The 24,244-nt window shown below is 62.7% G+C and carries 17 protein-coding genes and 1 pseudogene; 4 read left to right on the top strand and 14 right to left on the bottom strand.

The genetic code is table 11. From position 1 onward, the window contains the following. Positions 1-81: 81 nt before the first annotated feature. Positions 82-885, top strand: coding sequence for a class I SAM-dependent methyltransferase (locus WDO72_16170; protein ID MEJ0087209.1), 804 nt, complete (start codon positions 82-84; stop codon positions 883-885). Positions 886-916: 31 nt separating this feature from the next. On the opposite strand, the gene WDO72_16165 is transcribed toward WDO72_16170, so the two are convergent. After that, positions 917-1,342 carry a hypothetical protein gene (locus WDO72_16165; protein ID MEJ0087208.1) on the bottom strand — a complete coding sequence of 142 codons (426 nt, stop codon included), beginning with the start codon at positions 1,340-1,342 and terminating at the stop codon, positions 917-919. Between the two features lie 153 nt (positions 1,343-1,495). On the opposite strand from WDO72_16165, the pseudogene WDO72_16160 reads away from it, so the two are divergent. Both WDO72_16160 and WDO72_16155 read left to right on the top strand, forming a co-directional pair. After that, positions 1,496-1,645, top strand: a pseudogene (locus tag WDO72_16160) (IS3 family transposase). A 142-nt stretch (positions 1,646-1,787) separates the two neighbouring features. Beyond that, a complete protein-coding gene (locus WDO72_16155) occupies positions 1,788-2,564 on the top strand; it encodes a hypothetical protein (GenBank protein ID MEJ0087207.1) in 777 nt (258 codons plus the stop codon). Positions 2,565-2,589: 25 nt separating this feature from the next. On the opposite strand, the gene WDO72_16150 is transcribed toward WDO72_16155, so the two are convergent. The 3 genes from WDO72_16150 to WDO72_16140 all read right to left on the bottom strand — a co-directional run bounded on the left by WDO72_16150 (position 2,590) and on the right by WDO72_16140 (position 9,027). Continuing rightward, complete coding sequence (locus WDO72_16150) at positions 2,590-4,542, bottom strand: TonB-dependent receptor (GenBank protein MEJ0087206.1); 1,953 nt, start codon at positions 4,540-4,542, stop codon at positions 2,590-2,592. A gap of 128 nt (positions 4,543-4,670) precedes the next feature. Beyond that, positions 4,671-6,767 carry a trehalase family glycosidase gene (locus WDO72_16145; protein MEJ0087205.1) on the bottom strand — a complete coding sequence of 699 codons (2,097 nt, stop codon included), beginning with the start codon at positions 6,765-6,767 and terminating at the stop codon, positions 4,671-4,673. Between the two features lie 28 nt (positions 6,768-6,795). Further along, complete coding sequence (locus WDO72_16140) at positions 6,796-9,027, bottom strand: endo-alpha-N-acetylgalactosaminidase family protein (GenBank protein ID MEJ0087204.1); 2,232 nt, start codon at positions 9,025-9,027, stop codon at positions 6,796-6,798. Between the two features lie 466 nt (positions 9,028-9,493). Here WDO72_16140 and WDO72_16135 point away from each other — a divergent pair, with 466 nt between their 5' ends. Further along, on the top strand, positions 9,494-10,261 hold the full coding sequence (locus WDO72_16135) for an NAD(P)-dependent oxidoreductase (protein MEJ0087203.1): 768 nt from the start codon (positions 9,494-9,496) through the stop codon (positions 10,259-10,261). Here the strand turns inward: WDO72_16135 and WDO72_16130 are convergent. From WDO72_16130 to WDO72_16085, 10 genes are all read right to left on the bottom strand, one after another. Then, positions 10,224-11,048 (bottom strand): pyruvate, water dikinase regulatory protein, encoded by an 825-nt coding sequence (locus WDO72_16130; GenBank protein ID MEJ0087202.1) that lies wholly within the window; start codon positions 11,046-11,048, stop codon positions 10,224-10,226. The two genes, WDO72_16135 and WDO72_16130, sit on opposite strands and share 38 nt — an antisense overlap. After that, positions 11,048-13,408, bottom strand: coding sequence for a phosphoenolpyruvate synthase (gene ppsA, locus WDO72_16125; protein ID MEJ0087201.1), 2,361 nt, complete (start codon positions 13,406-13,408; stop codon positions 11,048-11,050). The genes WDO72_16130 and ppsA overlap by 1 nt, the downstream gene beginning before the upstream one ends. Before the next feature lie 60 nt (positions 13,409-13,468). Next, positions 13,469-15,610 carry an alpha-galactosidase gene (locus tag WDO72_16120; GenBank protein ID MEJ0087200.1) on the bottom strand — a complete coding sequence of 714 codons (2,142 nt, stop codon included), beginning with the start codon at positions 15,608-15,610 and terminating at the stop codon, positions 13,469-13,471. Positions 15,611-15,621: 11 nt separating this feature from the next. Then, complete coding sequence (locus tag WDO72_16115) at positions 15,622-17,724, bottom strand: TonB-dependent receptor (GenBank protein ID MEJ0087199.1); 2,103 nt, start codon at positions 17,722-17,724, stop codon at positions 15,622-15,624. 208 nt (positions 17,725-17,932) lie between these two features. Then, positions 17,933-18,778: a fumarylacetoacetate hydrolase family protein gene (locus WDO72_16110; protein MEJ0087198.1), complete on the bottom strand. Its 846-nt coding sequence runs from the start codon at positions 18,776-18,778 to the stop codon at positions 17,933-17,935. A gap of 61 nt (positions 18,779-18,839) precedes the next feature. Further along, positions 18,840-20,384 carry a sugar ABC transporter ATP-binding protein gene (locus WDO72_16105; GenBank protein ID MEJ0087197.1) on the bottom strand — a complete coding sequence of 515 codons (1,545 nt, stop codon included), beginning with the start codon at positions 20,382-20,384 and terminating at the stop codon, positions 18,840-18,842. Positions 20,385-20,398: 14 nt separating this feature from the next. Continuing rightward, entirely contained in the window at positions 20,399-21,349 is a 951-nt protein-coding gene (locus tag WDO72_16100; protein ID MEJ0087196.1) for a sugar ABC transporter substrate-binding protein, read from the bottom strand. Next, positions 21,349-22,410, bottom strand: coding sequence for an ABC transporter permease (locus WDO72_16095; GenBank protein ID MEJ0087195.1), 1,062 nt, complete (start codon positions 22,408-22,410; stop codon positions 21,349-21,351). Before WDO72_16095 ends, WDO72_16100 begins: the two co-directional genes overlap by 1 nt. Continuing rightward, positions 22,410-23,393 (bottom strand): transketolase C-terminal domain-containing protein, encoded by a 984-nt coding sequence (locus WDO72_16090; protein ID MEJ0087194.1) that lies wholly within the window; start codon positions 23,391-23,393, stop codon positions 22,410-22,412. The genes WDO72_16095 and WDO72_16090 overlap by 1 nt, the downstream gene beginning before the upstream one ends. Next, on the bottom strand, positions 23,390-24,238 hold the full coding sequence (locus tag WDO72_16085; GenBank protein MEJ0087193.1) for a transketolase: 849 nt from the start codon (positions 24,236-24,238) through the stop codon (positions 23,390-23,392). Before WDO72_16085 ends, WDO72_16090 begins: the two co-directional genes overlap by 4 nt. Positions 24,239-24,244: the final 6 nt, after the last annotated feature.

Below are 24,244 nucleotides of genomic sequence, written 5' to 3'. Positions count from 1 at the left end.
GCGCGAAAATCGGAGCGCTCTATTCACAAAACGCCGTCACCTTTTCCTCTTGAGCGACACATAATAAACGGGGAACAAAAAATGAATGAATTAACTGATCGCCAGCGTCGCGAGCTTGAATATCACAACGCCAAACACGCCGAGACCTATCGCGATGTGGCGATGCGGATCGACTACTCGCTCGTGACCAGCTCCAAGCGCAAATGGTGGAACCAAGTCTGGCAGATGTATTCGGAAGTGTTGCGCGCGAATCTCAAGGGCAAGCGTGTGCTCGTGATTGGCTGCGGCTTCGGCGTCGACTGCTGCCTTCTGGCCGCCATAGGCGCCGAGGTCTACGGCTTCGATCTGAGCCCGGACTCGATCCGCATCGCGCGGGAAGTCGCCGAGCGCGACGGCCTTGTGATCGACCTGCGGGTGATGCCAGCCGAATCGCTCGACTATCCGTCGGCGTTCTTCGATGCCGTGATCGCGCGCGACATCCTGCACCATGTCGACATTCCGGCAACGATGACCGAGGTCGCACGTGTCTGCAAACCCGGCGCGGTCGCAATCATCAACGAGGTCTACACGCATTCGCTGGCCGATCGCATTCGGAATTCGTGGCTAGTACGCGAGGTGCTCTACAAGCGCCTCGTCGGAATCGTCTACGGTGGCCGCAAGCCATACATAACGGAAGACGAACGCAAGATGAGCGAGCGCGATATAGCTCAGGTGCAGGAACGCGTGACGCCGACTCGCACGCGCTTCTTCGACATGGCGATCAATCGGGTCTTGCCGTCAACATGGACTCCGGTCAACGTGCTCGACTATCTCTCGCTGAGCGTAGCGCGGCCGCTCGGCCGCCTGCTCGGCGGACGTATCCTCATCACGGGGTGCATCCGATAAACGAGGTCATCCTCGGTGAACGCGGCTATTTCTAAAGCCCGTTGCGCTGCCTCCAGCGCTCGAATTCCACGGGCGACGTGCAGGTATACGACGCGCCGCCGTTGGGGCTCAGCCACACGCCGGTGCAGGGCGGCATTTTGGCGACCGCCACTCTGTACGGGCGAACCGCACAACCCATTGAGAGAAGCGACATGCCAAACATGAGCAGCATCGCAACCGTCTGGAGTTTCATGGCGTCGCCCCAACGCGTCCGAGTTGATTGCCACTGAAGGCCTGGGGCGATTCCGGAACAAGCTCGCTGCCAGCTGTTGGTGAGCAACACACCGCAATCGGGTTTTGCACGATCGTTCTCCTTGAACTTCGCGAACGCGACCGACCGCCGAAGGAGTTCGTCGGCAAAGGCCTTGACGTTGCGGACAAGCTCGACAACCTCTTCAGGCGTGTTGCCGAGCGCCACCTGATAGATAGGCGCCGTGTTTGAACGGTGGGTGACCTCGCCGTTTCGAATGAAACTGCGCCGGTTGCATACGCAAATTCGAAGAATGGCGGCGCGCGCGTCGTGCCTTGCGGCGACGACGTGATCGCCGCGATCGGGAAGTGGAAGCAGCCGCGGCGAAGGCTGCAGCTAGTGGTTTTTCACGCCGATCAAGGCTGCCAGTACACCCGCAACGCCTTCGTCAAGCGATGTCTGGAGATGAACGTCATGCCCTCGATGGGCTCGGGCGGAGATGTGCTCGCCCTCGACTCCCGGAATGCGGAACTTTCGCACATTGGTAGCAGGAGCCGCCGCCGACGGTATCGCCATCCACTACTCGCATCGGGATAATTGTTTCGCTTCGCGGTCGGAGTGAAGGTTCGCAGGCCAACAAGAAATGCCTAACCACTTGAAGGGGGAGCAGGCAATGCAAACGAGCACGTTTTGCTGTCGAATGATGGGTTTCGCCGCCGCAGCCATGCTGCTGCAAGCCTGCGCTCCAAAGAGCAGTTCCAAGAGCGGCGCTGCCGGCGGACCCGTCCCGACCAGCGCGATGACCCTCAACTTCTCGGTTGACTCCAACGAACTGGGAATCGCGGTGGCGCGTGCGAACGTGTACAACGACCGCGGGGCTGGTGAGTCGTTCCGGCTGGATGGCGGCGACTTCTTTCGCACCTGTGTGAACGGTGTGTGCAAGACCATGGACGGCGACAATTCACTCCTCACACCCGCGTATATCGCGCGCTTCGACTATCAGCAAGGCGCCGACTACGTCGTGTCGTTCAATCGCAAGAAGGGCGGAAACGCTCCGGACTCGCGTGTCGCCGTTCCCGCTCCCTTCGTCTTCGTAACGCCAGCCGACCACCAACAAGTCACCAACGGCGATACGGTGGTGGTCGAATGGTCGCCGACCGGCGCGCCCGCACGAGTGGACTTGAGCTACAACTCCGATTGCACCATGGCTTCGGGGCCGCACGCGTATTCGTCCGGCTTGCTGAGCACCGACGACAACGCCGACGGCCGCGAATCCGTCAACATCGATCCCCTCGTGGCTTTCCCGAACTCGTTTCCTGCCGTCACCCGCTGCAGCATCGACGTGACCGTAAGGCAGGAAATGCGCGGACAAATCGACCCGGCATTCGACGGCGGACTCGCGCGTGGCACCGTGTCGCGCAAGATCAATCTGGATTACATCCCGCACTAGCTCTGATGGAGAGCTTCTTTGGATTCTAAAGATTTCCCGATAGCGTCAGCATCCACCACTTCCCTGGCCGACGTTCCCCACTCTCGATCGAGGAAACTGCGCCGGTGCGGTCGGGCGCAAAGAAGGTCCGCTCGCGCAACTCCGTGTCGAGAACCGACAAGGCGCTCAGGCGCACCTTCAGCGCCTCGATCGCCGTGGTCTCGACAAACAGATTGAGCGACGGGCTGCCGCGGTGCGTGTCGATCTCGGCGAAACGGAATCTTTGCGTCTGAGCATTCTTCGAATAGTTGATGCCCCACGCGAAACGTTGCGCCGCGAGATCCTGGCGAAATTCCGCCCTGAGCTGTGCGGTCTGGAAATCCGAGATCGTGCGTTGCGCACCGGTGATCGGATCCGCAATCTCGGACTCCTGCAAGGTTGCAACGACGTCGATGACGCCGCCGGGAAAGATCGTCCGCAAGGGCAAGCTGCCCGTGAGGTCGATCCCCGTGACCTTGCCATCGCCGATGTTGGCAGGCGCGTCGATCTGCATTCCCGGCGCCCCGATCGGCACCAGGTCGATGGCATCGGCGAGCCGGTAGTGAAACCCTTTGATGCCGAATGCCGAGTCGGCGCCAATCCGCACATCGGCCACGAACTCCGCGCGCCAGGAGGTTTCCGGCCGCAGCGCGGGATTGCCGCCGTTCACCACATCGTCGGCCAGCGAAGGGGCGGAGACGAAGTCATTGAAATCGAGTTGGCCGATGTCACGAAACATGCGGAATTGCAGCTGGTTGCGCTCGCCGAACAGCCGGCCGATCTGCAGCAACGGTTTCCAGTAAACGAGATCCACCGAGCGATTGACGTCTCCCGCAAAATGCAGGCGGGACATATCGGCCGTCAGCCGGGCTTCCATCGACCACGGACTGCCCGGCCGCCATATGTACCCAGCGAAGGCTTCCTGGCGTCCTTCCTCGACGCGCACGTTGGCATTCGGAACGTAGACTTCAGTCCACCCGCCGCCGAGGTCTTGCGACTGAATCGTGCCTGCATCGAGCGTGTTGACGGTGCTTTCGATACCGGCCTCGATCCGATGGGCGGCGAAATTGCGCGATGCCGTGAGGCGCGCGACTGATTCGCCGCTGTTGCGCGCCAGCGCTTGAACGGACACAGAATCGATGACGACCGAACTGTTGCGATGCGTCGAGCTGACATCGCTTTCCGAGCGCCGGCGGGTCAGCAATGCGGCCAGAGTCAGGTCCCACGAGCCGGCGCTGCGCCCGAAGTTCAGGCCGCCTTCATAAGTGTGTGTGACCCCGGCGTAAGGATTGGCTTCGTCCTCGAGCCGATCGCCGCTGGGTGTAGTGGTCAGCAGTGTCGAGTCCTCGTCATAACGCGAATAGGAAACTTCACCGGTCAGCGCGAGACGTCCACCGAGTGCTGCGCGTACCAGCTCTGCATTGACCGCATGCTCGACGTATTCGCGCGGCGATGCATCGATGCGCACCGCGGTCACGTTGCCCAACGCATCCAGAACGTGACGCCTGCCCGGCAGGTCGCGCTGGAAACTGTTGGAGGACGCGCCGATGGCATAGTCCGTAGGCCCGGCCCGCCCGCTCCATGACAGATAGCCGTTGGGTGCCAAATCCTGCCGCGGCGCGTACTCGAATCCGGCGGACCAGGTTCCTGCACCCGCCGAACTTGCGCGAACCACATTGGCCAATACGGCCGCGCCCGAAGGATCGCCGGCCACTTCGGCGCCACGCAGAAGTTCGACGCGCACGACCTGCTTCGCGGGAATGCGTTGCAGGATATCGGCGAGCGTCTGACTCTTGGCGCTCGGACGTTCACCGTCGATCAGCACGTTGCCGGCCGCGCCGGACAAGCCGCGCCGATTCCCACCCGCCCGCCAGTCCGGCGCAAAACCCGGTGTTTGATTCACCATGTCGAGCGCGGTGCGTGGGGCGAACTGCAGATACCAGGACGCCTCGTAGTGCACGCGCTCAGGAACCTCTCCGGTTCCCGGCGGAGAAACCGGCTCCTGCGCGTGAAGCGCGCCCATCGATGCCAACGTCGAGGCAATGACAATGGCTTTCGCCAGCGTTCTGATCGCAAGACATCCCATCATTAGGGTGTGTCCGGCTCCTTGTACCTTTCGAGCGCTATCTCGATGAGGCTTGCCGCCGACCAGCTGTAGTCAGGTGACGAACTGGAGTGGGCGTAGAGTCCGCGCGTCTCGGTGCCGGTTTCGACGGGGCGCGCCGCGCGCGCCATTTCGCTGATGAGCTTGGGATCGCCGGGATAATTTTCCTGCAGCCAGGGAGTGGTCTTGAACAGACGCATCATCTTGTCGGCGAGGAGATCGGCTTCTTTTTCATATCCGTGCCGCCACAAGGTCTCCATCATCCAATAGTTGATGTGCGGCCAGATGCGGCCGCGCCAGTAGGCGGTGGGATTGAAGCTTGGATTGTCGAGCGACAGGCTCGGCACGGGCATGTCGGGGCTGAAGAACTCCGCGGGATTCAGCAGGTGCCGTTCGATGACACGTTTTGCCTCGCTGGCAGGCAACGGCACTCCCGCCCACAGCGGCAGGAACATGTTGGGATTCTTCACGCCGCTGAATTTCTCGTGGGTGCCTTCCTTGACGTCGTAGAACATCGCCTCTTCGGGGAAATACATTGCCTCGACGATCAGCTTGCCCAGCTTGTCGCGCCTCGCGTTCCATTCGCGACTCTCGTCCCGCAATCCGAGTTCCGCGGATATGAGCCCCAGGAACTTCATTTCGTTGAACACGAAAGCATTGACGTCCGGCGACTCGATCCCCTTCAAGGGCGGACAGGACATGCCATACATATACTGTTTGCCGCCGAACGCGGGATCCCAGCGGGCGTCGTTGTCGGCGATTTCACCGGTGTTGCTGAACTTGAGCAGGCCGCGCGAACTGCTGCGGTATTTCAGCCAGAAATTCACGTAGCTGCGCATACGTGGATAGGCGCGTGCCAGCCACGCGCGATCGTGACTGCGCGCGTAGGTCCGCCATGCGGCCCAGGCCAGGATCGGCGCCTGGCCTTCGCCGGCGCGATGGGTATCCGACAAGTTGAATGGGAGGCTGCCGCGTGGCGTGGCATTGCGCAGAAACGCTTCAATGGTTTCCTGCGACATCTTCGGATCGAACTCGCGCGCGCCGACCGCGCTGACCATCGAGTCCCAGAAGTAAGGCATGGCAACCCCGAACTTCGTCGTGTAAGGAACACGGTTGCCTTCGAAGTACCCGCCCTGCCCGTAGACGAACAGGCCATTCAACGCGGTGATCGCGTGCGCATAGAGTCGCCTGGAAGCTTCGTCGGCATACTTCGGCGGCAGTGGGGGCGCCGAGGAAATGAGCCGTGCGATGCGTTCCGATTCCACCGACGGCGTCCAACCGGACTTGATGAGCGCCGTCGCCTTGTCGAAACCATCCTGCGCGATACCCTGATTGCGGCCGAATGCCAGCGCAACGGTGAACCTGGATGTCGATCCAGGCTCGAGCCTCACCTGCCGGCTCGTCAGATCGGAAATGCACACGAGTTCCAGCGGCGTTCCCTCGATCATTCCCGCGACGAACTGGGACACCCCGTAGACGTTGCGGCCATGTTCGCGGTGTTGAAACAACGTCGTCCATGAGCCCGGAGCAGCGCCGTCGATGCTGGTGATCAACCCGATGGGGAAAGCACCTTCCCAGTCGGGCGCGACTCCCTTCCCCGGATGATCGAACGACACCTCGAGCGTGCGGGTCCGCGAGCCGGGATTGCGGAGAATGAATTCGACCGCCAGCACGTTGTGCTCGGGAAACGCGATGGTCGACGTGAGATCGATGTCGTCGATGGAGTCACTTTCGATGACTTTGTCGGGCCGGAAATTCCTGGAGCGGAACGTGACCGCGAGAGGCCGCCCGTTTTCCTGCACGCTCCAGCTGAGCAACTGGTCCGAGATCGACGAACCCCACCAGCCGACGAAGGTAGTTAGCTGCTGTATCCCGCCCTTGGTTTCCTGGGGCCAGGTGATACCGATATCCGAATGACGATCACTCCACGCTGCGGCTGGCAGCGTGTAGGGGGCCAGATTGTCCAGGTTGGGGACCTGCCACGAGGGCTGCCCGGCTCGCCCGGCGGCGGATGTCGGTATCGAGCTCGCAGATACCATCAGCCCGAACACAAGCAATACGACGCGATGATGTAGCGACATACGCGATCTCCTTTCTTCCGGGCGTCGCTTATTTACTGATATGCAGCCGGTACGGGGTGCGCGGTCGCAAGTCGATCGTCACCGACGATGACTGCGCGGCGCGCTGTACGACGACTGACCTGGACGGCGCCTCGACCTCGGTGAGGATCAGTCTCTTGCCAGCCCATGCGCCCGGTACGCGCACCTCTGCGCGACGTCCGGTCACCGAATACAGCAGGATTTCGGAATCACCTCGCGGTATGGCGCGGTAGTCGCCATCCACCGTGGTGGCGCCGTTGTCGATCACCGTCCAGCGTCCGGAAGAGGAAACCCTCGAGACGGTGCCATCCTCGAATCGCCCCACGTAGGCAGGCGGAGGTGCATCCGCCTTCGCCGCATCGGCTGCTACACCCGGCTCGCGCACGTCTTCACCGAGCCACACGAGGTGTTTGTTGGTGAGATAACCCTGCGTCAGATTGCCGAGGTAATAGATGTCCCGAAGTTCGTCGTCCGTGACGGGATTCCAACGCATGTGAATGTTGAATTTGGGCTCACGCCATTCGATCGGACGCATGACGAGGTCCTGGTTGTGTGCCCACCCCAGCACCTGTCCCGGGCCTTTCGAATGTTTGCCGCCGCCGTGAATCTTTCCGTACGTCATCAGGATGTGAAAGGGATCCGATTGCGCAAACAGGTGATAGGTTGCGTCGAGCACGCCGTACAGCGCATCGACAGGCCCTTCCGACGACACGGCAATGCCCCGCTTGTGAAACCACTCCACGATTCGAGCCGAGCTCACCGCCTCGTCAACCATGCCGATGTTCTCGCCGGGTCCGAAGCTGATGCTGAACGGCCGGAACGTATCGAGCTGGACCGAGTTGGTCTTCGGGACCATGTTCAAGAACGCCATCACGCGCTCTTCAAAGAATCCCGACTCCAGATCCTTTGTATGGTTGATGCGATAGACCTGCGGCCCGCCGGTGAAGTAGATGCTCCACGGATAGGGTTTGCCGTCGTGCCCTGCCGCCAATACCGGGATGCTGCGCTCGAAACCCGGCGTGTTCTCATTCGAATCGTCGAGATTGAGGTGATAACTGAGCGTCGCGTTGTACTTCCTGGCCTCGCGCGCCAGCCATTGGAGCTTTGGCAATCCACCCAGTGCTTCGTTTACCTTGTTGAAATAGGGCCAACCTGAGTCGTGCCCCTTGTTCTGCCATCCGGTCAGCGCGGCGACCTGCCTGGTGTTGCCCGTGATGATCGATATTCTCTTGATCAGCTGCAGCGTCTCCTCGAAGGTCGTTGCTGGCTCGTTGCCAGGCTGATCCAACCAGTCGTTCATGACCTTGTAGGAGAATCCGGTAGCCGGGTCGAAGACCGGGCTTGGATTGCGCAACAGGTCTCGATGCCACAGCGCGGCCTCCATCCAGTCGAGCCGGCCGTCGCCGTTTGCGTCCTTCGTGATCAGCGCGACCCGCGCCTCGAGCAGGGGCTGCACGGCGCCGCGCAGCCGGTAGTTATAGGTGCCGAGCCAGAACGCGAAGTCCGTGGCGCGCGCGTCGTAGCCGAGGAACTGGCTGCGGATCTTCCAGTATGGAATGTTGCTCGCGAGCGTAGCGGTAATGCCATCCACGCTCGCGGACGCCCAGTTCCCCATCTGCGCATTCAGCTCGCCGTCTTCTTCGCCGATGGCCGAACTGAAGAACGCCTTGGGCTGGTCGTAGCCAGACATGTATTCCTGATCCTTCCACGTGCGCCGGTAGTACTCGCTCCGATACATGCTGGCGGTCGAATTGCCGGCCGGAACGCGCACGAGTTGATGATCGGGAAACGCCAGGGTAGTTAGCTTGACTCCGCCCTGCTCCTCGACAGTCGTGAGCTTCAGGGACAACTCATCCGCCAGCGCCTGAAAGCGAAAGCCGAGCCGCAGGCCGAGCGGCTTCACGGCAACCGTGTATTCGACGGTCGAAGCGTCGGCCGTCACGCATGCGACCGTGAAATCCCCGGCGCTATAAATCTTGTCATTGAGCTCGATGAGGGCCTGACTTTCCGCGCTGGCTCCCAGCAGGCGGCCGCGCTGTTCAACTTCGTAGGCCAGTACGCGAGGAAATTTCGGGTCGAGCGTGACTTTCAGCGCGCCCTGACGAATCTGGACCTCTTGGCCCTGGCACGCGGTGTTTGCCGGATCGGCAAAGGTGGGCGCGGCGAAGCTCACGAGCAATACCAGCATCCAGATCAACGGCCGCGTGCCCGACTTCCCTGCCATGCAGGCGACGAGTCTCATGATTTGGCTACGCGGCGATGTCTGCGAGCGCCATATATGGAAACCAGAAGACCAACTCGAGTGGCTGATCCAATTCAATCCGCCTTCGACGGTGATTTGCATATCCCCTCCTTCCGATCTCCAGGACTCACTTCAGCGCGAGTGCTCGACGTGGAAGTCCATCGGCAACTTTAGTTCTCCAGCATGCTCCGCGAAAATATATGATAACGATACCATTCGCGCAACACATTTTCTGTTTCCGCCGCAGCAACGTTTCCGCGGATTTTCCCGCAATTTGGCTGCCCGGAGAGTTGTGGACGAACAGTCGACCGCCGACAATGGGAACGTTATCAGCTACTTACCACTTGGCAAGGGGAGTCAGACCTTCACGCTGCGATGAATGGCTCTAGCTAGACCAGCGGCGCACCCGACTTCTCTTCTATCATTTGGCAACGACGCCACCTTGGCGCGATCGCATATTGTCAGCATGACCAAGACCATTCTCATCACCGGCGCCACCGGCAGCATCGGCACCAAGTTGCGCCGGCATTTCGAAATGGACGGCAAATATGATTTGCGTCTGTTGTGCCTCAACAAGGCCTCTGATCCAGGCGTCTTCACCGCGGATCTGGCGGAGTACGACAAAGTTTGGGCAAGGCTGTTCGAAGGAGTGCACGCCGTAATCCACCTGGCGGGAAATCCGTATCCCACCGCAAGCTGGGATTCCGTGCAGCGGGACAACATCGACCTGACTCTGAATGTCTTCAGGGCGGCAGAAGAATTCGCTGCGAAACGCGTGGTCTTTGCGAGCTCGAATTGGGTGATGGCGGGTTATCGCTTCCAAGAGCAGCGGCTGACGACTTCGCTGCCGCCGTGGCCGGTGAATCCCTACGGCAGCGGAAAACTGTTTGGCGAGCGCGCAGGGCACGATCTTTCGCGGCGTACCGGGATCTCGTTCATCGCATTGCGCATCGGCGATTGCCAACATGCCGCCGGCAATATTCCCGGTCCTCACATGGAAAATGGCGCCTGGGGACAGCGCATGTGGCTGAGCGATCGCGACCTCTGCCACGGTGTAGAACGGGCGATCGTTGCAGAGAACGTGCCCTTCGCAATATTGAATCTCATGTCTGACAATCCCGGCATGCGTTGGGACATCGACGAAACCCACCGCATCATCGGTTACCAGCCACAGGACGGGCACGTTGCGGTGAGTTCTAGCCTCGTACCCGTCGCTCGAGATTCATCTGATTGAGGATGCGGCTCGCGATTTCCTCGACATTGCATTCCGATACATCCAGGTGAGGAATGCCCTGCCGCTCGAACAGCGCCAGAGCGGTTCGCACCTCGTACCGCACCTGCTGCGGCGATGCATAACGACTGCCTGGCCGACGCTCTTCCCGGATCCGCTGCAGTCGTTCCGCTTCAATCGTGAGTCCATACAGCTTGCCCAGGTAAGGCTGCAGTACCTTCGGCAGCTTTCCCGTCTCGAGGTCCTCGTCAGTGAGTGGGTAGTTGGCGGTGAAGACGCCGTACTGCAGCGCTAGATAGAGCGAGGTCGGCGTCTTGCTGGTGCGCGAAACACCAACGAGGATCAGGTCAGCGCTGCGGTAGTCCCGTGCACCGGAACCGTCGTCATTCGAGAGCGCGAAATTCGTCGCGTCGATGCGCGCCGAGCGCGCGGGATCCGCAGCCGCTCCCGGAGCAGCATGCCCGGTGACGTGCGCGGAACGCACTTCCAGCTCCGCCTCGAGCGGGGCGAGGAAGGCGTCGAAGAAATCGAGGAAGAAGCCATCGGCTTCCTTCACCACCGCGCGGACATCGTCATCGACAAGCGTGGAAAAGATGATCGGCCGGGCTTTTTCAGCACGTGCGATCGCATTGATCCTCTCTACTACTCCGCGTGCTTCCTGCAGTGTCACCACGAATGGCATGGTCACCGTGCGCGTCTCAACCCCCTCGAATTGGGCCAGCAATGCCTGCCCCAATGTTTCGGAGGTGATGCCCGTGCGATCAGAGACGAAGCAGACGGTGCGTGGAATCACGACGCATTGTGGCTCGCGAGCAGCGTCCAGGTCTCCATGACGGTGTCCGGATTGAGCGAGATACTTTCGATCCCTTGATCGACGAGCCAGGCTGCAAAGTCAGGGTGGTCGGAGGGACCCTGGCCGCAGATACCGATGTAGGCCCCTTTTCTGCGGCACGCCTGGATCGCCATCGACAACAGCGCCTTCACCGCCGCGTCGCGTTCGTCGAACAGCGACGCGACGATGGCGGAGTCACGGTCCACTCCCAGAGTCAGCTGCGTCATGTCATTGGAGCCGATGGACATCCCGTCGAAATACTCGAGGAACTGATCTGCCAGCAGCGCATTGGTCGGCAGTTCGCACATCATCACGACCTTGAGGGAATTCTCGCCGCGCACCAGGCCATTGGCCGCGAGCAACTCTTCCACCCTGCGCGCCTCGCCGACATTGCGAACGAAGGGCACCATGATCCAGACATTTTCCAGGCCCATGACGTCGCGAACGTATTTCAACGCACGGCACTCGAGTTCGAAGCAAGGTCGAAAGGTCGGATCGATATAGCGGGAGGCACCGCGAAATCCGAGCATCGGATTTTCCTCGCGCGGCTCGTAGTTCGACCCGCCGATGAGGTTTGCATATTCGTTCGATTTGAAGTCCGACAGGCGAACGATGACCGGCTGAGGTGTAAAGGCCGCCGCAATCTGCGAAATTCCCTCGGCAAGCTTGTCTACGAAAAACTGCACGGGATCGGCGTAACCGGCCATCTGTTCACGGATCGTCGCCTGCAGCCTGGAATCCAGAGAATCGAATTCGAGCAGCGCCCGGGGGTGCACACCGATCATGCGGTTGATGATGAACTCGAGCCGTGCCAGGCCCACACCGCGGTTCGGTAGTTGGGCGAAGGTAAACGCGCGGTCCGGATTGCCGACGTTCATCATGATTTTCACGGCAAGGTCTGGAGGCGCCTCGAGCTCTACCTGCCGCTGATCGAACTCGAGCAATCCTTTGAATACATAGCCCGTATCGCCCTCGGCGCAGGACACGGTGACCGCTGCACCTTCCTCGATCACCTGGGTCGCATCGCCGCAACCCACTACCGCCGGCACGCCGAGCTCGCGCGCGATGATGGCCGCGTGACAGGTGCGCCCACCGCGGTTGGTGACAATGGCCGAGGCGCGTTTCATCACCGGCTCCCAGTCCGGATCCGTCATGTCGGCGACCAACACGTCGCCAGGTCTGACGCGCTCAATGTCTTTGACGCTGGCGATGATGCGCGCAGTTCCCGCACCGATGCGCTGTCCGATGCTTCGCCCCTGCGCGAGCACGGTGCCGGGGCTTTTGAGCGTGAAGCGCTGGACGGTGCGACCCGAGCGGCTCTGCACGGTTTCAGGCCGCGCCTGCAGGATATACAGCTCGCCGGTTGCGCCGTCCTTCCCCCATTCGATGTCCATCGGGCAGCCGTAGTGCTGCTCGATAGTTAGTGCCTGCTGCGCCAGCGCGGTCGCATCCGCGTCGCTGATCGAAAATCTCTCACGATCCGCGCGCGGCACGTCGACTGTCTGCACGCGTTCGGGAGACCCGGCCGGCGCGTAGACCATCTTGATCGCCTTCGCGCCCAGGTTTCGCCGCAATACGGCGGGCCGGCCGGCGCGGACCCCGGCTTTGTGGAGGTAGAACTCGTCCGGATTGACGGCGCCTTGAACGATGGTCTCGCCGAGTCCATAGGACGCCGTGATGAACACGACCTCCCGGAATCCCGAATCGGTGTCGAGCGTGAACATCACGCCGCTGGCCCCGAGGTCACTGCGCACCATGTGCTGTATTCCCACCGACAACGAGACCAGCGAATGGTCGAAGCCCTGGTGCACCCGATAGGCAATCGCCCGGTCGTTGAAGAGCGAGGCATACACCTCGTGCACCGCCATCAGCAGCGCTGCCTCACCCTGCACATTGAGAAATGTTTCCTGTTGACCTGCAAAAGAAGCTTCGGGCAGGTCTTCCGCGGTCGCCGACGAACGCACGGCTACTGCAATTCCGCGGCCGCGGTCCATCGTGCGCCACGACGCAAGAATTTCGTCCTGCAACTCCTGAGGCAGAGGAGTCGTCCGGATTTCGTCACGGATGCTGGCGCCGACCCGGGCAAGTTCTGCCACGTCATCGACGTCGAGCGCGGCGAGACGGGCATGGATGCGGGCAGCAAGCCCGCCCTGATTCAGGAAATCTCGAAATGCCGCGGCGGTTGTCGCGAATCCGTCCGGCACCTGGATGCCAAGCGTCGTCAGTTCACGCAGCATCTCGCCCAGCGAGGAGTTCTTGCCGCCCACTGTTTCAACATCGTGGCGACCGAGCTGGTTCAGCGGAAGTACACGGGTCATCGCAGGGATCGATTTGGCGGGCGGATGTTACGTGCGACGGCGCGTCCTGTTAGCCATTGGCTAAGCGACGGCGTCGATCAGCACGATTTCCGAGGCGCCCGCCAACGTGAGCTCGACCAGCAGCCCCGCTTTCATGAGCTCGGCCCCGGACACCTTCTCTTCGGTATTCGCATCCACGCGCCGGATCCGATAGTTAGTGTCCGGCTTGAGCCGCCCGAGCTTCAGGACCGACTGCGTCTGGGTGCTGGCGCCGCGGAAGCAGAGCAGAACCGACTCGGCGCCATCCGCCTTCGTGAATTGCACGGCATCCCAGCCCTGGGGACTGCGGCCGTACGGCTGGAACGGAAAGCTCACCGGCTGCGAAAGCAGGTGGCGGTACTGCTTGTAGACGCCGACGCTCGCCTTGAGTCGTTCGAGGATGGGTGCTGGATATAGAGAGACCCGCTGTGACATCTGGCCGTTCAGCGTACCCACGCCGAACATGCCCAGCATCCGGCTGCGGATGCCGGCGTCGATCTGGTGTTTCTCTTTATAAGAGAAGAACTCCTGGTCCTCTCTGACGATCCAGGCCGCATTCCAGGCGGACGGGAACACGGTGGCGCAGGCCATCGCATTCGACCGCACGCTCTCGGATGGGAAAGTCTTGTCGCTGCACCAGTTGGCGCGGACGTATTCGGCGCGACCGTAATCGATGCGGCTGCCATAACCGCACTGCTCCAGCGTGAGCTTCGGAAAGGTTTCGTGCAGGTGCTTGAAGATGGCGTATTCGTTCGCGAGCGCCGCCGAACTACCGTCACCGGGTGCGTGACCGTGATCGCCGCGCGTGCAGACGGCGGGGATACCCGGCAGTCCGGAGTTGTCCCACTTGAGCCAATCGAGATCGTAGTCGCGGATGAGCCGCGTCAATTCTTTCTTCAGATGCTCGGCGTAGTCCGGAGAGCCGAGGCAGACCTGCAGGCACTTGTGCTCCCAGCTCGGGATGGCGAGCTCGCGCGGCTTGCCGTTCTCCTGGGCCAGCCACTGCGGCGGAATGTCGCGCCCGACCAGTTCGATATCGACGATGTTGGGCCCCACCCAGAGGCCGAACTTCATGCCCGCGGCATGCACTGTGTCGGAGAGATGGCGCAGCCCTTGTGGAAACTTGAGGCGATCTTCTTCGTAAGACCCGAGGCCCTTGCCCCAGTCACCCGTTCCGCGGCGCGAGGAGTTCTTGTACCAGGACGCATCCAGATAGAAAAGATCGATGCCGAGGTCCGCTGCGAACTTCACCTCGTCGAGAATGTTCTTCTCGACGTTGGCGCCGTCCGTGGACCAGATGTCGTAGCCGATCCACGGCGTGTTTTCGAGGGTGCTCGGCAGTACGTGGCCACGCAGATGCGCGAGCGACAGATTGACGGCGTCGTCGAGCGTGCCGCGCACCGCGCCAATGTAGATAGGCGGCGCTGCGAGCGCCTGCCCCGCGGGCAGGGGATGTTCGAGATTGGAGAGTGTCACCGCGAGCCTGGTGCCGTCGGTGGTGGTATCGAGAGTCAGGGTCCAGTCGCGTTCGTGCTGAACGCCGAGAACCAGGAATTCACCGTGATCGGCGGCTTCGACGAAAAACAACCCTGCGTGGCTGGGTGCGTTCCAGCCGCCGCCCTTGACGGCGAGATGGTTTCTGAAGGGCAACGCTTCGCGGAAATAATCCGAGTCGCGACGTACACAGTGCACGACGAGCGGTCCGATATCCGCGCGCAACGTGAGATCGATGGCGCCGTACTCGCTCACTGATCCAATGGCGCCCTCGCCCGAGTTGCGATACGCCTGCTGCCAGCGGAACGCACCGCTATCCGCATACGCCGAGATCGCAAGCGTGGATTCGAGCCCGGCATCGTTGCGCGCCTGAAAAGCCAGCGAAGAATCCTTCGACTCGCCGCTGGCCGCATTCCAGGCGCCTTGCGGCTGGCCACCGACGACGACCGCGGGGGCGATCGCTTGTGTCCGGGCCAGCCATTCAAACTTCGAAGCACTGCTCTGCAGCGATGCCAGGCGCAGCGCACCGCCACCCGAATCACTCGCCCCCAGGAGGGAGGTCTGATTGGCGAGCCGGATGGCGGCCGCCGCGGAGTCGTGCGTTGAGGGCTTGCAGCCCGCAACGGCGATGGCGGACGCCGCGAGGCCGATGGCCTCGCGGCGATTCCAGGTCCCTTTTCGCTCAGGCATTACTCTGGTACTCAGAACCGCACGACCACGGAGGCGCGCAACGTCCGCGGCGCGGCCAGCTGGAAGCCACCCGAGAAGCCGTAGTAGAACTTGTCATCCAGCGCGTTCTCGAGCAGCAGGCGCAAGCGGACATCGTTGTCGCTCCACGCAGTGTCGTAGGTCGCACCCAGGTCGACACGCGTGAATCCGTCGAGGCGGTACGTGTTCTGCGGGTTGAGGAACATGTTGCTCTGGTAGTAGACGCCGCCGTCGACCGACAGGCCGCCGACATCGCCCGCATCCCAGATCACATTGAGCACACCGGATTGACGGGCGACGCCAGCCGTCTTGTTTCCCTCGAGCGACTCATCCTCCGTCGTCTTCTGCACCGGATCCACCGACGTGAAGCCACCCTGCAACTCGATGCTGTGCGTCAGCTTGCCGCGGAAGTCGAGGCTGAAGCCGGTGTACTCGCTGAGGCCACCCGAATAACGCTTGTAGCGGGGCGGAATCTCCTGCACCAGCTCGTTGATGACGAATGGCTGCGTCATCTTGAAGACGGCGACATTGAGCTGCATCCGCTCGGCAAGCGTCCACTTGCCGCCCACTTCGTACGATTTGGAATGTACGGCGGGAATCAGCGTGCCCGGATTGACGATGGTCGGGTCGCTGGTGCCGACCACATCGGCGCGCGACACACCTTCGGCATAACTGACGTAGTAGTTGCTCGAGCTGTTCGCCTTGAACACGATGCCGCCACTCGGCACGACCACGTGTGTCAGCGGCAGCTGGTTCTCCACCATGGTCGGCCCATGGCTGCCGTCGTTTTCGACGTAGCCGACGCCGGCCCAGATGTCGACCTTGGATCCGGCCGAGATCTTGTCCTGGAAGTAATACACCTTGTCGTCGAAGGTGCTGCGGTACTTGTTCGGCGCTTCCGTGAAGCTCGTGGGCTTGGGATACGTGCGCGGCTCGAAGATGTTCTGCGTGAGATACATCGGATCGTCGAAGACGTGCGACGTGGTCAGCTGCTTCCAGTCCTGGCCGGACTGCCGAAAGCCCATCGCCATGTAGTGATCGAGGCCGAGGAAGCGCGCCTTGCCCGTGAGGTCGAAGCGGATCTGCTTGTCCCACAGCGGGCCGAACGTGCTCTCGCGGCAGTCGTAGCTGGCCTCGCCCGTCACGAAGTTCGGATTGTTGATGTTGCAGGCGTTGTTGTAGTACGTCGTGCGGTCGTAGGCCACGGCCGCCAGCGCGCGCCACTCGCCGAACTCCTTGCTCATCTTGAAGCCGATCTGGTGGCCCTTGCGTTCCGCATGCTCCGACCAGGACTGCGCGTAGTTAGTCCGCGGATCCAGTTCGGGAATCGGCACGGTCGGCACGGTACCGACGGGGATGAACTTGTTGTTCGGATCGTTCTTGATGTCCCAGGCCGAGAGGTCCAGGTCCATCTGGATGCCCGCGAGGCCCGAGTAGCGCCACATGAAGACGCCCTTGTTGCCTTCCCGGCGCGGAAAGTCGCGGACATAGCTCTGATCGCGGTCGGCGACGGCGACGAAGCGCACGCCATCGGTATCGCCCGGCCCCACGTGGTAGTTGCCATCGAGGACCAGCTTCGCGCCGCCCCAGTTGTTGCCCTGCAGTTCGGTCTGCAGGAAATTCTCGCCGGTGGGCCGCTTCAGGAAGTAGTTCACCGATCCGCCGCCGGTATCGACGGCGAACTGCAGCGAGTTGAAACCCTGCAGCACTTCGGCGCCGCCGATGGCTTCCGGAATGCTCGTGGCGATACCCGCGCTGTACTGTCCCTCGAAGTACTGCGTGGCGCCGATGCCGCGGATGATGGGTGTCTGGTAACCCGCGAGATTGTTGTCCGGCAGGATCTGCACGCCGGGAACATTCTTGATGATGTCCTTGGTGGTCGACACGAACTGCCGCTGCAGCACTTCCTCGTCGACGATCATGACGGTACGCGGCAGCTCGGGCAGCGGCGTCGGCAGCCAGCCGCCGATCGAGCCTTCCTGTGTTTTCTGTGCGGTGATGATGACTTCATCCATCGGATCTTCGGCGCTGATGGCCACCGTCGAGACGGCCAGAATCACGGCCGCGGACAAAGCTCGCATTGAGACGTTGTTCATGGAATCCCCCTTGTATTATTGGCTTGCAGCCCTGCTATGTGTTCAGAATATGATAACGATATCATCAATGCAACTATTTTGTAGGAAGGGTCCGGTACTTCGAAATCAATAAGAAAGATGCGCCAATTCGGCACAAAAATGCCGCAGACGCGAGCAATCGCCTGTGCCCCGGCGGCTCAGTTCCGGGGCTGACTGCTATCGTTACCATCTAGGGTGGCGAATTCGCGACCCCTTGCGTCTGCGCGCCGAGCCCGTCGATTCCGAGCGTCACGCGGTCGCCCGCCCGCAGAAATCGCGGCGGAGTCCGTCCCATGCCGACGCCGGGCGGAGTTCCGGTCGTGATCACGTCGCCCGGCTGCAGCTTCATGAAGCGCGAGATGTATGACACCAGGAAATTGATGCTGAAAATCATCCGTTCCGTGGATCCGCTCTGCATGCGCTCGCCGTTCACCTCGAGCCACAAGGCCAGGCGCTGCACATCGGCGATCTCGTCCGGCGTCACCAGCCACGGACCCAGCGGGCCAAAGCTCGGACAGCCCTTCCCTTTCATCCATTGCCCGCCGTGATCGAGCTGGAAGGCGCGTTCCGAAACGTCGTGGCAGATCGTGTAACCCGCAATCACGTCGGGGACTTCGCTCTCCGCAACGTACGACGCGTTTTCACCGACGACGACGGCCAGTTCCACTTCCCAATCGGTCTTCTGCGATCCCCGTGGAATGACGATCGGGTCATTCGGTCCGACGATGCATGACGGCGCCTTGTTGAAGAGGATCGGCTCGGCGGGAACCTTCGAGTTCGTCTCCGCCGCGTGGTCCGCGTAATTGAGGCCGACCGCGATGAAGTTACGCACGTTGCCCACCGGCGGGCCGAGCCTCGCGACGGTGACGCGCGGCAAGCTCTTGCGATCGGCAGCGGCGATACGCGCCAGGCTGGCCTTCGACAGGTGCTCGCCCGCGAGATCCGGAACGATCGAAGAAAGATCGCGGATACCGCCGTCGACATCGATCAGCCCCGGCCGTTCCCAACCACTCTCTCCGAATCTCACGAGTCTCATCTCTAACTACTCCCGGAATGTATCGAACTGGCACGCCCGTGCAGGCACGGGCGCAGGTGTTTCAGGTCGGCGCGTGGATGGAAGCGCGCAGCACGCGGTCTTCTCCACCTTCGCCACGCGCGAACGTGTCGACGATGCGGCCGCCCGACACGACCAGGCAGCGGTCGGCGATGCCGATGACTTCTTCGAGCTCGGAGGACGCCACGATCAGGCCGACGCCCGCGTCGGCGAGTTCGCCGAGCAGGCGATAGATTTCCTGCCGCGTCGCGGCGTCCACGCCCTTGGTGGGTTCGTCCAGCAACAGCAGCCGCGGCTTGCTGAGCAAGGCGCGCGCGAACAGCAGCTTCTGCTGGTTGCCGCCGGACAGATGCGCCACGGCGGCGGCGGGCGAAGGCGATTTCACGTTCAACGCGCGCATGCGCTCGAGCATGACGCCCGTCTCGCGACCCCGGTTGATCACGCCGTGCCGGCTGACCGCCGCGAGATTTCCGATGGTGATGTTCTGCCCGACCGGAAGATTGAAGAGCAGCCCCGCATGTTTGCGATCTTCGGTCAGGAATTCGATTCCCAGCGCGCGCGCGTCGGCCGGGGAACGAACCCGGACGGCCTCGCCGTCGATGGACAGGCTGGCCACCTTCGGCAGCGAACCGTAGATCGCGCCGAGGATTTCGCTGCGTCCGGAGCCTAGCAGACCTGCAAGTCCGACGATTTCTCCCGGCTGCACGCTGAAACTCACGTCGTGCAGCGCGCGGTTTATGCCGAAACGTCGTGGCATCGACAAGCCTGCGACCGTGAGCAGCGGCGGCTTTTGCGGGGAGGATGGCGACGGCGCCGATCGCACCGGATACAACGCCTGCGATTTGCGCCCGGACATGCGCTCGATGAACCGCTCCTGCGTGAATTCTTCGCGCGCCATCTCGCTCGCGACGCTGCCGTCCTTGAGGACGGTCGCGCGGTCGCAGATCGCCAGCACTTCCGCGAGACGGTGCGAGATATAAAGAATGGTGGCGCCGCGTTGTTTCAGACCCGAGAGCAACTCGAGCAGCTTGTCGACTTCCGTATTCGACAAGGAGGCCGTGGGCTCATCCAGCATCAGGACCCGCGGCCGGGTAGATAGCGCGCGCGCGATCATCACCAGGTGCCGCTGCGCCGCGCTGAGATGCGCGAGGTGCGCGGCGGGATCGATCGAGAGGCCGAGCTCGGCGAGCAGCGCTTCGGCGCGAACGTGTAATACGCGCCGATCGACGAACATCTTCCCGTTTGCACCGGTCTGACCGGCAAAGATGTTTTCGGCCACGGAGAGCTGCGCCAACACCTCGATTTCCTGCGGCACATACGCCACGCCCTTGCGGCGGGCGTCGGCAGGTGAGTCGAACTGCACCTCGGAACCATCTAGATAGAGCGCGCCACCATAACTGCCGGCGGGATACACGCCGTTCAGGATCTTGATGAGCGTCGACTTGCCCGCGCCATTCTGCCCCAACAACGCGTGCGTTTCGCCGCGCCGCACCTTGAGACTGACGTCGCGCAGCGCCCGGACTCCACCGAAGTTCTTGGTGACAGCCCGTGCTTCGATGGCGATCTGCGGTGCAGCCGTGTCGTCCATCGTTCTCGTCCCGCCTATTGGCCGGCGGCCGACAGGATCTGGTAGTAAGGATCGAGGCCCGCTGCGGTCACGATCTTCGCGGGCAACACGTTGCGCAGCGGCACTGTCTCGTGACGCGCGAGTTTTGCCCCGAGGTCGGCGACGGCGGCGCCCTCCTCGTACAACGGTTGAGCGACGATCGCGTACACCGCACCCGACTTCACCAGGTCGAGGTTCTGTCGCGTGTAATCCATGCTGATGATCTTCACGTCACGATGCGTGGTGCGCGCCGCGCCGGCCCAGGTCTCGGCGCCGTTGCCGGTCGTCGAAAACGCGCCGGTCAGCTGCGGATTGCCCTGCAGCAGCGCGATGGCCTTGGCCTTCGCGCCGGACGGCTCGAAGCCTTCGAGCTGGGGATCGAGCAGCGTGATCGCCGGAAAATTCTTGTGTACCTGCGCCGCGAAGTCCGCCGCCATGCGGTTCTCGAGCGCATTGAAACTTCCCTGCGTCACCGCGATCGCGCCGGCTCCGTCGAGTGCTTTGCCCATCGCGAGCGCCGCGTCGGTCGCAGCCTGCGTCACGTCATGGCCCGCGGCCGCGCTGAGACCAGGCACTTCGCCCGCGTCGGGCAGCCGATGCCAGGTGACGACCGGAAAACCTTCGCGCGCGCGTTTCGCGATGTACGGGTAGATCGCCGGGTCGGGTGAGTAGATAGCCAGCGCGGAATACTGGCGGCGGGCGAGCGCGGCGTCGGCGAGCACGATGGTCGCGGACACATCGAAGTTCGTGGCGCTGGGGTTGCCGACGATGTCGCAGGTGTACCCGGCTTCCTTGCAGCGTTGGAGGAAGCCGGCCTGCATGAGCTTGTGGACCGGATGGTCGCGCAGCGGCTGAACCCAGAGAATGGAAACACCCGCCTGCTCCGTGCGCTTCTGTTCGCAACCGGTGAGCAACAGCAAGGCCGCGAAGATCAGTGCTCGACGCATCACGAGCTCCGCGAGTCCGCGCGGGACGTGTCGGGCGGCGCCTGGCCCAGCGTCGCGGCGGCTGGCGGCGGCGCCGGTTCGGCGCGCGCGCCTTCGACGAACATCCGGCGACGCAGCACGTCGAGACCGACCGCGGCGACCATGATCACGCCGACCGCGATCTGCTGCCAGTTGGCGGAGACGCCACTGATCACGAGCCCGCTTTGCACCACCTGCAGCAGCAACATGCCGAGCAATCCGCCCGCGATCGACCCGGTTCCCCCGAACAGGCTGACGCCGCCGACGACCACGCTCGCGATGACGATCAGCTCCCAGCCGTTGCCGATGGACGTCGTGCCACTCGCGAGATCCGCCATCACGAACATGCCGGCGATCGCGGCGAGCATGCCGACGAACACGAAGGCGCCGATCTTGTAGCGGGTGGTGTCGATGCCGACGAGGCGTGCCACCTCGACGTTGCCGCCGACCGCATAACAATTGCGGCCGAGTGACGTGCGCCGCAGGACGAAGTCCGCCACCAGCGCCAGCACCGCGAAGAACACGAAGCTCCAGCCGAGACCGAAAAAGATGGACGCCTGACCGATCTCGCCGATGACGGGCGGCAGTGGATAGACGGGGTAGCCGAGCGTGACGACCTGGATGAGTCCCTGGCCGATGAACAACATGCCGAGCGTCTGGATGAACGCCGGGATGTGCAGCCGCACGACGACCAGCCCGTTGATCAAACCGACCAGGCCTCCGACCAGCACGCCGCACATGAGCGCAACCGGTACGGGCAGCGCCATCGCGGTCATCGTTTTGCCCGCCACGACGGCCGCGAGTCCAGCCACCGACCCCACTGACAGATCGAACTCGCCGCAGACCAGCAACACGATCTGCCCGATGGCGATGATCCCTACGAACGACACGATGATGAGGATGGCGCGCAGGTTTCGTTCCGCGAGGAACGCGGGCTCGAGCGCGGAGAACAACGCCACGGCCAGCACCAGGGCGCACAACACGCCGACTTCGCTCACCGCGAAGAGGCTGAAGGTCCGGGCCGCTGCGGTTCGGGGCGGCATCAGCTGCGCCGTGTTGCCTGGGCGCCCGCTTCGACCAGGTGCCGCGTGGAGATGCCGTAGCGATCCTGCAGACTGCTGACGACACCGCATTCGATGAATTTGTCCGGCAGCCCGATACGCGTGAGCGGTTTGACCACGTCCGCGTCGAACAACGCTTCCGCGACCATGGTCCCGAGCCCGCCGCGCGTGACGTGATTCTCCGCCGTCACCACGCGCTTCACGCGCGCGGCGAAATCGGCAATCGCGTCGGTGTCGAGCGGCTTCAGCGTCGGGACGTGCAACACGCCGGCGGAGATTCCGCGCTTCGCAAGCTCGGCGGCCGCATCGAGCGCGCGCTCGGTCATGAAACCGGTGGAGATGAATCCGACGTCCGTTCCGCTCGCCAGCAGCCGCGCCTTGCCGATCTGGAATGGCTGCGCCGGGTCCAGTACGACGGGCACCTTGCCGCGCGGCAGTCGCATGTAGACGGGACCATGGTAGTCCGCGATGGCGCGCGTCGCCGCCATCGTTTCGACCGCATCGCAGGGATCGATCACGACCAGATCCGGGATCAAACACATCAACCCGGTATCTTCGATCGCCTGGTGCGTGCCGCCGTAGCCGGTAGTTAGTCCGGGGAGACCGGCCATGATCTTCACGTTCAGGCGCGAGTGCGCCAGACCGATCGCGATGAAATCGAGGGCGCGGCGCGAGGCGAACACGCCATAGGTGGTCGCGAACGGCACGTACCCGGTGCGCGCCAGTCCCGCCGCGATTCCGACCAGGTTCTGCTCGGCCATGCCGACGTTCATGAAGCGGTCCGGGAATGCGTCGCGGAACGGCAGGATGTCCGTGTATTTGCCGAGATCGGCGGTGAGCCCGACGATCTCGCGGCGTTTCGCACCGAGCTCGACGAGTGCGGCGCCGAACGGGGCGTCGATCGTGCGGCGCGGGCCGGCGCCTTCGTCCTGCCCCATCGCCTTGGTGAACTGCGGCTGGTTCATGTGGACTCCGTTGCGTCTAGTTCCGCCGTGAGCGCATCCCATTCGGAAGGCTCGACGCGGATGAAATGCGCCTTCTCGCGCGCGACCAGCGACGGGATTCCGGAGCCTGGTTTCGTGCGCAATACGATCGCGAATGGCCGCTTCACGCCGCTGCGTGTCGCCGCCAGCGCTTCGACGACGCTGCGCATGTCGTTGCCGTCGATCTCCTGCGTATCCCAGCCGAACGCGCGCCACTTGTCGGCGACCGGCTCCATGTCGAGGACCATCGGCCCGTCGGCCTGGATGCCGTTGCAGTCGATGAGGGCGATCAGATTGTCCAGCCCGAAGTGGCTCGCCGCCATCGCGGCTTCCCAAGTGGAACCTTCCTGCATTTCGCCGTCGGAGAGTTCGCAATAGACGCGCGCCGTCGAACCGCGCATGCGATCGCCGATCGCCATGCCGATCGCCTGCCCCAGGCCGTGTCCCAACGACCCGCCGATCATCTCCACTCCGGGCGTGGTATCGATCGTGGACATCGCGAGGCGGCTGTCATCGGCGCCGTAGGTGGGCAACTCAGACAGCGGGAAGACTCCGGCCTCGGCGAGCGCTGCCCAGAGCGCGATCGAGTAATGGCCGGTCGAGAGCACGAAGCGATCGCGGTGCTCGGCCAGCAGGTTCTTCGGGTCCCACCGCATCTCGTGAAAATAGAGCGCGGCAAGCACGTCGGCGATGCCCATGCCCTGGCCCACGTAGCCCTGCCCGGGGCCGCGTGCCATCACCAGCATGTGGCGACGCATGTTTTTCGCGCGGCGGCGCAGTGCATCGATATCCGCCGACTGTGCGGCGATGTTCGGAACAGCATTCATTAGTTC

This window comes from Pseudomonadota bacterium, from assembly GCA_037200975.1.
In the GTDB taxonomy this organism is placed as follows: Bacteria; Pseudomonadota; Gammaproteobacteria; order Steroidobacterales; family Steroidobacteraceae; genus CADEED01.
This window is presented reverse-complemented; position numbering and strand designations above follow the sequence as displayed.

Coding starts and splice junctions, on each gene's coding strand:
- WDO72_16105 (MEJ0087197.1), bottom strand. CDS start 20,384: ATGGACGACACGGCTGCACCGCAGATCGCCATCGAAGCACGGGCTGTC.
- ppsA (MEJ0087201.1), bottom strand. CDS start 13,408: ATGACCCGTGTACTTCCGCTGAACCAGCTCGGTCGCCACGATGTTGAA.
- WDO72_16090 (MEJ0087194.1), bottom strand. CDS start 23,393: ATGAACCAGCCGCAGTTCACCAAGGCGATGGGGCAGGACGAAGGCGCC.
- WDO72_16095 (MEJ0087195.1), bottom strand. CDS start 22,410: ATGCCGCCCCGAACCGCAGCGGCCCGGACCTTCAGCCTCTTCGCGGTG.
- WDO72_16110 (MEJ0087198.1), bottom strand. CDS start 18,778: ATGAGACTCGTGAGATTCGGAGAGAGTGGTTGGGAACGGCCGGGGCTG.
- WDO72_16115 (MEJ0087199.1), bottom strand. CDS start 17,724: ATGAACAACGTCTCAATGCGAGCTTTGTCCGCGGCCGTGATTCTGGCC.
- WDO72_16145 (MEJ0087205.1), bottom strand. CDS start 6,767: ATGTCGCTACATCATCGCGTCGTATTGCTTGTGTTCGGGCTGATGGTA.
- WDO72_16100 (MEJ0087196.1), bottom strand. CDS start 21,349: ATGCGTCGAGCACTGATCTTCGCGGCCTTGCTGTTGCTCACCGGTTGC.
- WDO72_16170 (MEJ0087209.1), top strand. CDS start 82: ATGAATGAATTAACTGATCGCCAGCGTCGCGAGCTTGAATATCACAAC.
- WDO72_16155 (MEJ0087207.1), top strand. CDS start 1,788: ATGCAAACGAGCACGTTTTGCTGTCGAATGATGGGTTTCGCCGCCGCA.
- WDO72_16085 (MEJ0087193.1), bottom strand. CDS start 24,238: ATGAATGCTGTTCCGAACATCGCCGCACAGTCGGCGGATATCGATGCA.
- WDO72_16140 (MEJ0087204.1), bottom strand. CDS start 9,027: ATGAGACTCGTCGCCTGCATGGCAGGGAAGTCGGGCACGCGGCCGTTG.
- WDO72_16135 (MEJ0087203.1), top strand. CDS start 9,494: ATGACCAAGACCATTCTCATCACCGGCGCCACCGGCAGCATCGGCACC.
- WDO72_16120 (MEJ0087200.1), bottom strand. CDS start 15,610: ATGCCTGAGCGAAAAGGGACCTGGAATCGCCGCGAGGCCATCGGCCTC.